We start from the raw sequence: 11,909 nt of genomic DNA on the forward strand, positions 1-11,909 counted from the left end.
GGCCGCGTGGGGCGTGCCCGCCGCCGCCGTCAGGCTGTCGGCGGCGGCGATCGCCGCAGCCAGCGGGCCGGACAGCTGCGCCAACAGCGCGTCGATGCCGATCGTGTCATCGGCCTGCAGAGACGCCTCGATCTGCCCGGCAAGGGCCGCGATCCGGGGCAGCTCCAGCGAGGCCGCGACCCCCTTCAGGGTATGGGCGGCGCGATGCGCGTCCTGTCGTCGTCCGTCGGCGATCAGCTGCGCGATCTGCGCGACAGCATCGCGGTTCCCCTCGGCAAAGGACAGGATCAGGCGGCGCAGCAGCGGCCGCTTGCCGTTCACCCGCGCCAGCGCGGCGGGGATGTCGAAGGGCGGCAGGTGGTCGGGCAGGTCCGCGGCGCCAACCCCCTCGGCCCGCGGGGCCGGGGCGGCGGCGGTGGGCACGATCCGCATGTGGCGTGCCAGCACCGCGATCAGGCGCGCGGGATCGACGGGCTTGGTCACGTGATCGCACATCCCCGCCTGCATGCAGGCGCGGCGTTCGTCGTCATAGGCATGCGCGGTCAGCGCGATGATGGGCAGGGCCTCGGCCGTGTGCGTCAGGCGGATCTGCCGCGTGGCGGTCAGCCCGTCCATCTCCGGCATCTGCATGTCCATCAGCACGGCGGCATAGCCCGCCGCACCGGCTTCGACCATCCGGCATGCGACAAGCCCATTCTCGGCGCAATCGACCAGCAGGCCCGCATCGCCCAAAAGCGCGACCGCGATCTCCTGGTTGATCGGATTGTCCTCGACCAGCAGCACGCGTTGACCGCGCATCGCCTCGGGCAGAAGGGGGGCGGCGGGCAGGTCGGGCGCGACCTCGGGGACATGGCGTTCGGCCAGCCCGGGCAGCTGCTTGAGCGCATCCAGTAGGTTGCGCGCGTTGATGGGCTTGGCCAGGAACAGGTCGATCGTCTCTCCGCCGGCCTCGGCCATGACGGCGTCGACGCCGTGCGCGGTCATCACCATCGTGGCGGGCATCCGCCGCAGAACCACCCGCCGCAGCGCGCGCAGCGTCTGCAGCCCGTCCAGATCAGGCATCTTCCAGTCCAGGATCACCAGGTCATAGGGATGCCCCCGCTGATCCGCCGCCTGCACCATGTCCAGCGCCGCGCGGCCCGAGGGCGCCAGGATCACCCGGATCTGCCAGCGGGCAAAGATCGCCTCCAGCATCTTCAGCGCGATGGGGCTGTCATCCGCGATCAGGATGCGCAGGGCGCGGATCGCGCTGCAGGGCAGGATCGCCTCGGCGGCGTCCACCTGTCCGATCCCCAGGCACAGCGAGAAGGTGAACCGGCTGCCCTGCCCCGGCACGCTCTCCGCGCGGATCCAGCCGTCCATTTGCTGGACGATCTGCTTGCAGATCGCCAGCCCCAGCCCCGTCCCCCCGAACCGCCGCGTGGTCGAGCTGTCGGCCTGCGTGAACGGCGTGAACAGCCGGCCCACCTGGTCGGGCGTCATGCCGATGCCGCAATCGCTGACCGAGATCTCGACCCGGGCCTGGTCGTCCTGCCGTTCGACCAGGCGGGCGGTCAGCACGATCTCTCCATCCTCGCTGAACTTGGTCGCGTTGCTCAACAGGTTCAGCAGCACCTGGTTCAGGCGCAGCTCATCCCCGACCAGCATCTCGGGCAGGCGTTCGTCGATCTCCTGGCGCAAGGTCAGGCGGCGGGCGGCCATGGTGTCGGCTACCATCTGGACCTGGCATGACATCGCCGAACGCAGGTCGAAGGGCCGCGCCTCCAGGGTCAGCGCCCCCGCCTCGTTCTTGGAAAAATCCAGCAGGTCGTTGATCAGGCGCAGCAGGACGCCCCCCGCGGTGCTGATCCGGCTGACATGCTCGCGCTGGCGCGGTTCCAGCGTGGTTCGCTGGACCAGGTGGCAAAAGCCCAGGATGGCGTTGATGGGGGTGCGGATCTCGTGGCTCATGTTGGCCAGGAACATGCTCTTGGTGCGGTTCGCCTCCTCGGCCTCGCGGGTGCGTTCCTCCAGCGCGGCGCTTTTTGCCACGATCTCGTCGCTCATTTTGCCGATGCGGTCGAAGGACTGGACGACCTTGTCGCTGACCCAGACCAGAACCGCGGTCTGAAATGCCACGATGGCCCCGTGCAACAGCACCCGCGCCACGTCGCCGTCGGTCGAGAACACGGCATTCGGCAGCAGATAGAACAGCACCAGATGATGCACGGTGATCGCCGCTGCCGACATGATCAGGGCCGACCGGTCGAACCATGCCAGGTTCAGCGCCAGCACGGCATAGAAGTACATGTGCATGTCCATCTGCCAGGCGTGCCCCTCGAACGCCAGCAGGAACAGCGCAGGCTCGCCCACCAGGGCCACGGCGGCGATGTTGCGCGTCACCGGCCGAGTGCGGCGCAGCCTCCACAGCAGGTGATAAAGCGCGGCAAGCCCCCCGGCCAGCGCCATCGCCGTAAGCGGTGACATGCTGCCCACCCACGCCGCGGCCAGGCCGATCACCGGGACATGCGCCCAGAACAGCGTGACCAGCATCCGGCCATAGCGCGCCCGCAGCGCGTTCAGTTCGACGTTCATCGTGCCCCCTCCGCGTCCGACGCGACGCATCCCAAAGATCCCGGCGCGGGCAGCACCAGCCATGCGCCCCGCTGGCGGACGCGGTCCTCGAACCCGTCGTCGCCCGACAGCACGACCGACAGGCCGGGCAGCGCGCCAAAGGCGATCACCCCGCCCCCGGCGGCATGGACCAGGTCCAGAACCTGCGCCCGATGCAGGCCGGGACGGGTCATGACAAGGAACTGTCCCGGCGCGCCCGGGCGGGTCAATGCATGGCCCGCCAGCGCGACCAGCCCCGCCAGCGCCAGCGCCAGCGCCGGCAAAAGCGCGCTCAACGCACCCCCCTCGCTTTCGGGCGCCGTCATGTCGGCACCGGTTCCAGATGTCACGATGTGCTCCTGCCCTAACCTTGAAGTGCACAATATCTTGCATCGCGTCGTCCGTCCGCAGACCGGTCGAATGCAAGAATGTCCAAAACGATGCGGTTCATACGGAACCAGTGGCGTAACCGTGCGCCCACGGGGGGTCCGGGGGCGCGCAGCCCCCGGCCACCGCGGGACGCAATACGCGTGCAACGGCCCTCGCAGACGGGCCGTCGAACCCCGTCCCCGCCCGGCGCTGCCATGGCTGCCTAAAAATCATGGGACCAACCGGATCAGTCGCCCCGCACGCGTGTATTTCGCGAAAAACGCCCTATTCTGAAATGGGGCAGTGGCGGCAGGCCAGTCGATCGTCGCTGCATCTTGAAGTGTGTGATCTCAAAAGCATTGCCCACCCGCGGGGTCGTGTGATCGACCGGCACTTGCTTCCTGCTTGCTGCTCGTGCCCAGTACTCCCTCCACCGGATGCCATACGTGACAGTGCCGCCCCGCCCATCGCTTTCCGTGACGATGACTGCGGAGTCCACGCGCGGTGCTCCGCTCAGGCGGTGGTCGGGCAATCCAGGATGTACCGCCCCGGACATCTCGGCGTCCCGGGCATTCCGGTCGAACGCGGCACCTGACTGGCACTTCATCTGGACGAGGGCTTTCGACACCGTGCAGCTTTGACAACGCGGGTCAGGCCATGGACCTGTCGGCCTATCCGACCTAGGGTCCCTGCGCCGGCACTTTACACGCGCCCCGTCACCGGCCATGCGGCGGCTCCGGACAGGCACGATCCGGATCAACCGCGATGGTCGCTGGTGCGATCATGCTCTGCCGGCCGGGGACTGCGGGTAACCGGGCATCGACAGCGATCCGGGCTGCACGGCCTGTCGCGAACGTGGCCAACACAAGACCGTGCCGAATGAAATCTGAGGAGCCTTCCATGACCCACCGCATCGCCCTGATCCCCGGAGACGGCATCGGCATTCCCGTGACCGAGGCCGCCCTGCGCGTCATGGAGGCCAGCGGCGCCGACATCGCGACCGAGAGCTTTCCCTGGTCCTGCGATCATTACCTGCAGCACGGCCGCATGATGCCCGAGGACGGGATCGAGACCTTGCGCGGCTTCGACGCCATCTTCCTGGGCGCCGTGGGCTGGCCGGCCCGCGTGCCCGATGCCGTGTCGCTGCACGGGCTGCTGCTGCCCATCCGCAAGGCCTTCGTCCAATACGCCAACATCCGCCCGCACCGCCTGCTGCCCGGCGTCGAGGGTCCGCTGAAGACCCGCGATTTCGACATTCTCTGCATCCGCGAGAACACCGAGGGCGAATATTCCGGCGCTGGCGGCCGCGTCCACCAGGGCACCCCGGACGAGGTCGCGGTCGAGACCTCGATCTTCACCCGCGCGGGCGTGGAACGCATCCTGCGCTTCGGCTTCGAACAGGCGCAGGCGCGGCGGGGCAGGCTGGCCTCGGTCACGAAATCCAACGCGCAGCGCCACAGCATGGTCTTCTGGGACGAGGTCACCGACGAACTGGCCGCCGAATACCCGGACGTCGCTGTCACCCGCTACCACATCGACGCGATGTGCGCACGGATGGTCATGGCGCCCGAGAGCTTGGACGTTGTGGTCGCCTCGAACCTCTTCGGCGACATCCTGACGGATCTGGGCGCGGCCATCCAAGGGGGCCTGGGCTTTGCGGCCTCGGCCAACATCGACCCGACGCGCCGCAACCCGTCGATGTTCGAGCCCGTCCACGGCTCGGCCCCCGACATCGCGGATCAGGGCATCGCCAACCCGATGGCGGCGTTCTGGTCGGCGGCGATGATGCTGGACCACCTGGGCCAGACGGCCCCCGCCGCCCGCATCATGACCGCACTGGAGGCCGCCACCGGTCGCGGCATCGGCACCCGCCCCGGCCGCGACACCACCGACGCCATCACCACGGCCGTTCTGGCGCAGCTGTAAGGACTGCACCGACCCGCGCTCCCCGTCGGTCTCTACCTACCCAAGCCCGGCGATCCGGCGAGCGCTGACAGATGCGTGGGTCGGTGCCGATACCAGCGCCACAGAAGATCCTGACCTCGCGCCGGGAATTCCTTGGGCACAGTCGCGGTTATTGAACGGTCCATGGTTGAACGACGATGACTGGTGCCGCCCGTGCCAGCAGTCGCATATCTATGCAACACGCCGTTCCGCGGATGCTTTTGCAAGACATCATAGCGATGATTCCTGGGCGCCCTGCGCGGATTCTTGCGCTGCAGAAAAGCAAGTCATCATCTGAATTCCGGGTCTGGATTGTTGCTGATGCTAATCTCACGCATGGGTTCGCTGAGGTGACCCATTGACGGATAGCCAGTTCCGTCCAGCCACGGTACTACGGCCTAAGCGCAGTTTTACAGGAGGATCGTTGCTCAACGTGATGATCACGACAAGATTTCTCGGTCGTGCGTTGATAATGTTGAGACAGTATGCTGCCCTGACAAACGGACGTTATGGCAGTTGTAATTGTGTTCTTGGTAAAGCGGCGGAACACGACCTCCGGCGTCGTCTCACGTCGTGACAAACCTGCCAGAGGGCCCTGCCGTCATTCGGGCCGACAGTATGCAGCCAGTCAGCCGCTTTCGTTGGATTGACCTGCGTAAAAGTACGGTGGTGAACGATCAACGGATGCCTTCATTCCTACGCCTCTCGGCGGAGAAAGCATCCACGTTCTTGTCGAGGCGAGACTAATCAGTTGCACGGAGACCATGGCAGCGTAGCCGTCCTAACGACGCGACATGCATGCATATCACTTTTTTGGATAGCATGCTCTGTAGGCCTAACCAGCAAATCTCTGCATGGTCCGCGCGTTCCTCCCCTCCCCCGCAAAACCGACAGAAGGGCTGAATTTATAAAAAGCGGAACAGGAAAAAGCGCCGCTGGAAACGTGTCTTATGCCATGATGCCGTCACCGGTTATCATAGAATTGTGCCGCAGCATCCATATTCACTCCGCGGTCTTGCTGGCGTCCAGCTACGGACGCGCGAGAGGACACTGACTTGTCGGAACTCGGATATCGTCCGATTGCGTCTGGAGTACGACTTACTTTGACGCCGAGAATGAAGCCTGGACTAGGGACGAAGCCGATCATCATGCTCGGAACCGATGCGATCGATTAAAGGCGATCTGAAATTACTGCCTAATGACGGCGGGATGAAATTTTCTCCCGGCTCGGTAATCTTGACGATTAGACTACATGGTACGATCACCCATGCGCGCCTTCTCTGCGTCCAAGACAGGTCACTGTGCGCGTTCGGAATGTTTCGTCATCACGCTATGGGAACAGCGGAACTTGCGCCGGCGGCCTTTCGGGCGCCGACGCGAAAAGCAGATGGTCCGGGTCAGTTCCGGTTCTCGCCGAAGGGCAGCGGTTCGGGAGACTGGCCGCGGGTCTTGGCCAGCGACACGACCACGCCCACCGTCAGGATGAAGAACGTGATCCCAAGCGACCAGGACGGCGGGAACTTCTCCCAGCCCATCAGGTCCGCGATGAAGATCTTGGAACCGATGAAGATCAGCAGGATCGACAGCGCGTATTTCAGATAGGCGAAGCGGTGCAGGATCGCGGCCAGCGCGAAGTACAGCGCCCGCAGGCCCAGGATCGCGAAGATGTTCGAGGTGTAGACTAGGTACGGGTCCGTGGTGATGGTGAACACCGCGGGAACCGAATCGACGGCGAAGACGAGGTCCGCGATCTCGATCACGATCAGCGCCAGCAGCAGGGGCGTGGCCCAGCGGACCAGCTTGCCGGTCTTGGGATCGGGAATCTTGACTGTAAACGCATGGCCGTGAAGCTCGTCCGTGACGCGCATGCGGCGGCGCAGCCAGTTCAGCGCCTTGTTGTCGGCCATGTCCGTGTGATCGTCGCTGGCAAACAGCATCTTGATGCCGGTGAAGATCAGGAAGGCCGCGAACAGGTACAGGACCCAGTGATAGTTCTCGACGATGGTCGCGCCCAGGCCGATCATGATGCCGCGCAGCAGAATCACGCCCAAGATGCCCCAGAACAGCACGCGGTGCTGGTATTCGCGCGGAATCGCGAAAAAGCTGAAGATCAGCGCGATGACGAAGATGTTGTCCATCGCCAATGTCTTCTCGACGATGAACGCGGTCAGGTACTGCGCCGTGGCCTCCCCGCCCATCGTCCAGTAGATGAAGCCCGAAAAGGCGATGCCCAAGGTGATGTACATGGCCGACAGCTTGAGGCTTTCGGCGATCCCGATCTCATGGTCGTCCTTGTTCAGGACCCCCAGGTCGAAGACCAGCAGGGCGATGACCAGCCCCATGAAAAGCAGCCACATCCAGATGGGCTTGCCCAAGAATTCGCTTAGAAGAAGTTCCACGATGCCCTCGCAAGACTGAAAATGTGCGGGGCAAGGGACGACGGAAGGGCCACCGATGCACCGAGCACGCTCGATGCGGTCCGACATCGCAGCCGATCGTGACGATCATGCTGCCAGAGGGGCCCGGTCCGCAGGTCGGCGCGTACCACGAATCGCCCGCCCGCACAAGCATGCGCTTATGCGGGCGGCGTCGCACGGCATTAGAACTCCAGCATCTGCCCTCGACCGGCCGGGGCCGCGACCCGGATCGGGCGCGCCTCGACCGCAAAGTCCGGTGCAAGAGACGGGCGTTGGGCGGGCGGTGCCTGATCGGTCACGGTAAATGCCCCCATCTCGGTCGACAGGACCTGGGCCTGCTGGCGCAGCGACATGGACGCCGCCGTCGCCTGTTCCGCCACCGCGGCATTCTGCTGGGTCACCTGGTCCAACTGGTTCACGCCGCTGTTGATCTCGGACAGGCCGATGGACTGTTCGGCGGTGGCCAGGGCGATGGCCGCGATCTGTTCGGACACGTCCGACGCCTTCTGCAGGATGACCCCCAGGCTGTCGCCCGTCCGGCCCACAAGATCGGACCCGGTCCTGACCTGCGCCGCGCTTTGCGAGATCAGGCCACGTACCTCGCGCGCGGATTCCGCCGCGCGCTGCGCAAGGCCCCGCACCTCGGAGGCCACGACTGCAAAGCCGCGACCCGCCTCTCCGGCCCGAGCAGCCTCGACGCCCGCGTTCAGGGCCAACAGGTTGGTCTGGAACGCGATGTCGTCGATGACGCCGATGATGCGGGTGATCTGTTCCGACGACCGCTGGATGCCCTGCATGGCGGTGACCGCATCGGCCACGACGGCCGCGCTGGTCCGGGCGATGTCGCGGTTCTGGCCGCTGGCGCGCTCCGCCTCTCGGGCGCGTTCGGCGGTCTGGCGCAGGCTCTCGTTCATCTGGTTCAGGGCCGCGGCGGACTGTTCCAGCGTGGCGGCTTGGGTCTCGGCGCGGCTGGACAGCTCTCCGGCGGCCATGTTGATCTCGTCCGCGCCGCCGCGCACCTGGTTGGCGACGTCGGTGATGCGTCGGATCGTGTCCGACAGCCCGCCCACGACACCATTGAACGCCAGGCGCAGCGAATCATAGCCTTGCGGAAAGGGATCATGCGCGGGGCTGGCGATCTGATGCGTCATATCGCCAGCCGCCAGCCGGTCCAGCCCGGTGCCGATCTCGCGCACGACGCGGGCCTGACGCTCGGCCTCGGCGCGGGCGTCGCGGTCGCGGGCGTCGCGCGCGGCCTCGGCCTCGGCCTCCAGACGCCGGGCAGTCAGCGCCCGGTCGCGGAACACCTGCATCGCCCCGGCCATCGCCCCGATCTCGTCGCCGCGGCCGGCATGGGGGACCGGCGTCTCCAGATCACCATCCGCCAGACGGGTCATCGCCGCCGTCATCCCCTCGATCGGACGAGAGATGATCTGCGCGCCGAACCAGACGACGACCAGCGTTCCCAGCAGCATCAGCGCCGCGGTCAGCACCGCCCGGTCGCGCGTCTGAGTGACATGCGCCATCACGGTCGCGCGCGGCACATGCATCATCAGGGTCCAGCTTTCGTCCATGCCGGGAAAGGCGACAGACCCTGTCAGGACCATCGACTGTTGCCCGTCCACCTCGGCGTAGTGCATCGGTCCCGCCGCCATCAGCGCCTGGTCCGCAGCCTGCACCGGCTGGCCCAGCAGCGCGCGGTCCTCATGCGCGATCCACAGCCCCCCGGAGCTGACCAGCCGCACGCGACCGTCGCCAAAGGGACGCAGCTCCTCGATCCGCGCCGACAGCCGGTCCAGCGATACGTCGCCGGTCAGCACGCCCACCGGCCGCGTGCCGTCGCGGACCACGCCGCTGACGGTGGTCATCAGGACCTCGGCGCCGTTCACCGGGTACAGATAGGGCGGCGTGATCAGGCTACGATCCTCGCGCAGCGGCCGGTCGTACCAGCTGTCGGTCCCGGCCTCGGGGCGCATGTCCAACTGTTCGATGCCGATGCTTCCGTCAGGGGCGTAGAAGAAATACGGCACGAACCGCCCGGCGGCATCCGCATAGGGGCTGCCCAGATGGGCACCGTCCGGCCCAAGCGCGTCGGGTTCCAGCGCCAGCGTCATCCCGACCAGATCGGGCCGCGTGCGCAGGATCGTGGTGACGATAGAGGCCAGCGCATCGCGATTTGCGGGATCGTCGGCGATCGCCCCCTCGATCCCGGCGACGCCGGTGCGGACAGTGTCGATGACGCTGCCGACCTCCTGCGCGATGGTCGCGGCATAGCCGGTCATCAGCGCGCTGGCATGCGCCTCGGATTCGCGAGCCGAATCGCGCGTCATCAGGCTTGTCGTCAGCGCGATCACGGCGACGATGGCAAAGGCGGTCAGCGCGGCGGCGGACAGGGCCAGCTTGGCGCGGATGGAGATGGAACGGAACGGCATGCTTGCCCCTCTCTTGGGGGTTGGTCGGGAAAGAGGTCTGTCCCGCCGGGATAGCAGCCACAGGTTTCCGATCCGTTACCGGGCCGCCGTCGAACGTGACCAAATCGATCGATCCCGACGGCCGTCGACGGGCTAGCCCTTCAGGCGGGCCATGAATTTACGGTCGATCCGGTCCTTGATCCGCCACAGCCAACGGCCCTGCAGGACGATGCCGTGCCACTGGGCCAGCGCCTCCTGCCCGCCAAGCGAGATGATCTTCAGATAGTCGCGCTGCGGCCGGAACGCCCGGCAGGGGCGGCCCAGATGCCGCGCGGCAAGGTTCGCCGCCAGCACGGGCGCCTGACGCACGGCAAAGACACCGGCCTTTGGGCGCGGGGCGTGGGTCATGAAGGCGCAGTCGCCGGCCGCGAACAGGTCGGGATGGCCCGGCACCTGCAGGCACGCCCCCACGCGGACAAAGCCCGCCTCGTCCACCGGCAGATCGCGCGCCAACCAGTCCGGCGCACGCGCGCCGGCGATGCCCAGGGTCAGGGCGCTGTCGATCCGCCGTCCATCGGCCAGCACCACGTGATCGGCCGCGACCCAATGCACGCGCGCCTCCGTCAGGATCGCGACCCCTGCCCTCTCCAGTGCGCGGCGCAGCAGGGTCCGGGCGCGTGGCGTCAAAGCTGCGGCGATGCGGGGCCCGGTCTCGACCAAAGTGACGGGCGCGCGCTGGCGATGGGACAGGGCAAGCGCGATCTCGGCCCCCGCCACGCCGCCGCCGATCACGACCGACGGCAGGCCCCGGTCGGGCAACGGCAGATCTGCGCGCAGCGGCTTGACGGCGCGCGCGTGGTCACGAAACCCCGCGATTTCGGGCATGACGCCGTGGCTGCCCACATCCAGCGCGGCCTGGGAATAATCCAGACGCTGCGCCGTGCCGCAAGGCTGCACGGCCGTGACCTGGCGCGCGACCGGGTCGATCCCGGTGATACGCGCGCGCAGAAAACTCGCCCCGTGCCGCGCGGCGAAATCCACCAGCCCGACGCTCAGCTGGTCGGCGTGGTAATGGCCCGCGATCAAGCCGGGATACATGCCCGAATAGGTCGCCTGTTCGGTCATGTCGACCAGCAGAACGGCCGCCTCCGGCAGCGCCGCCCGCAGCGGCGGCAGCGCCAGCAGATTGGCATGCCCCGCCCCCAACAGCAGGATGGGCGTCCCGCTCACCCCTGGGCGTTCTGATGCGCGTAAAGACCCACCGAGCGGTCCAGATGCGCCTGCATCGCGGCCACCGCGCCGTCCGGATCATGCGCGGCGATCAGATCGGTGATGGCCTCGTGCTCGCGCAGGGTGACCTGTTCGTTGCCCGACCAATGCAGCAGGACGCCGTGATACTGAAACAGCCAGCGCAGCATCGATTGGCTAGTGGCAATCAGGATCGGATTGCCCGAGATCGCCGCGATGCGCGCATGGAACGCCATGTCCTGGGTGACAAAGCGCGCGGCATCGCCCAGACAGTCGCGCTGCGCGGCGATCAGGTCGCGCAGGTCGGCCACATCGGCCTCTGTCGCGGTCTGGGCGGCCATGCGCACCAGCCCGCATTCGAACATCCGCCGCGCCTGCTTCAGGTGGTCCAGCTGGTCGGGTTCCGACGACAACAGCATCCGCGCCACGTCGTCCACGCGGCTGAGGACGCTGTCCGCGCTCAGCGCGTTCACGCGGCTTCGCTCGCCGTGACTGATGGTGATCAGGCCCATGGTGTGCAGGTGCTGCAGCGCCTCGCGCACGGCGGGGCGGCCGGTGCCGAAACGCTCCATCAGGTCGCGTTCTGACGGCAGCGGCGCGCCGGGCGTCAGCTCTCCGCTGGCGATCATGTCGCGCAGGCGGTCGAACACTTGGTCGGACAGCTTGCGCCGGACGATTCGGTCGGAAGGGTCGGTCGGTTGCATCATGCCCATGGTTTAGGACGGCCCGCGCCCGCCTGCAAATCCGGCGCGTCGTCCTGATCCCAGCCCCAGGGCGCCAGCCCCGCCCGCGCATCGGGCGTCAGGTTGGCGCGCAGGATGCGCCCGCCCAGATGCAGCCGCACCAGATCGCCCCCCTGCGCATCATGGACCGGCGCGCCGGCCAGCGCCGCCAGCGCGGCCACGACCCCGGCCACCGGGCGCGGACG

Annotated in this window: 7 protein-coding genes and 1 pseudogene; 1 reads left to right on the top strand and 7 read right to left on the bottom strand. The window is 67.0% G+C overall.

Annotated elements, in window-relative coordinates:
* A partial coding sequence (locus TW83_RS14970; protein WP_052714922.1) for a response regulator occupies positions 1 to 2,574 on the bottom strand: 2,574 nt, incomplete at its 3' end.
* Positions 2,571 to 2,942, bottom strand: a complete 372-nt coding sequence (locus TW83_RS19470) for a hypothetical protein (RefSeq protein WP_157001640.1) — start codon at positions 2,940 to 2,942, stop codon at positions 2,571 to 2,573. The genes TW83_RS14970 and TW83_RS19470, both read right to left, overlap by 4 nt.
* A 919-nt stretch (positions 2,943 to 3,861) precedes the next feature.
* On the opposite strand from TW83_RS19470, the gene TW83_RS14980 reads away from it, so the two are divergent.
* Positions 3,862 to 4,887 (top strand): tartrate dehydrogenase, encoded by a 1,026-nt coding sequence (locus TW83_RS14980; protein WP_045983582.1) that lies wholly within the window; start codon positions 3,862 to 3,864, stop codon positions 4,885 to 4,887.
* A 1,415-nt stretch (positions 4,888 to 6,302) separates the two neighbouring features.
* On the opposite strand, the gene TW83_RS14985 is transcribed toward TW83_RS14980, so the two are convergent.
* The 5 genes and pseudogenes from TW83_RS14985 to TW83_RS21195 form a co-directional block, all read right to left on the bottom strand.
* Positions 6,303 to 7,304, bottom strand: a complete 1,002-nt coding sequence (locus TW83_RS14985; protein ID WP_045983577.1) for a TerC family protein — start codon at positions 7,302 to 7,304, stop codon at positions 6,303 to 6,305.
* A gap of 200 nt (positions 7,305 to 7,504) precedes the next feature.
* Positions 7,505 to 9,754 (bottom strand): methyl-accepting chemotaxis protein, encoded by a 2,250-nt coding sequence (locus TW83_RS19475; RefSeq protein WP_052714924.1) that lies wholly within the window; start codon positions 9,752 to 9,754, stop codon positions 7,505 to 7,507.
* Positions 9,755 to 9,886: 132 nt separating this feature from the next.
* Positions 9,887 to 10,963, bottom strand: coding sequence for an FAD-dependent oxidoreductase (locus tag TW83_RS14995; RefSeq protein WP_045983578.1), 1,077 nt, complete (start codon positions 10,961 to 10,963; stop codon positions 9,887 to 9,889).
* A complete protein-coding gene (locus TW83_RS15000; RefSeq protein WP_045983584.1) occupies positions 10,960 to 11,688 on the bottom strand; it encodes a transcriptional regulator NanR in 729 nt (242 codons plus the stop codon). Before TW83_RS15000 ends, TW83_RS14995 begins: the two co-directional genes overlap by 4 nt.
* A pseudogene (locus tag TW83_RS21195) lies at positions 11,685 to 11,909 on the bottom strand (hypothetical protein); the annotation flags it as partial. The gene TW83_RS15000 and the pseudogene TW83_RS21195, both read right to left, overlap by 4 nt.

The sequence above is a fragment of the Paracoccus sp. S4493 genome (assembly GCF_000967735.1).
GTDB lineage: Bacteria > Pseudomonadota > Alphaproteobacteria > Rhodobacterales > Rhodobacteraceae > Paracoccus > Paracoccus marcusii.

Excerpts from the sequence above, each read along its gene's own strand:
- TW83_RS14980 (WP_045983582.1), top strand. The coding sequence starts at position 3,862 with ATGACCCACCGCATCGCCCTGATCCCCGGAGACGGCATCGGCATTCCC.
- TW83_RS19475 (WP_052714924.1), bottom strand. The coding sequence starts at position 9,754 with ATGCCGTTCCGTTCCATCTCCATCCGCGCCAAGCTGGCCCTGTCCGCC.
- TW83_RS15000 (WP_045983584.1), bottom strand. The coding sequence starts at position 11,688 with ATGATGCAACCGACCGACCCTTCCGACCGAATCGTCCGGCGCAAGCTG.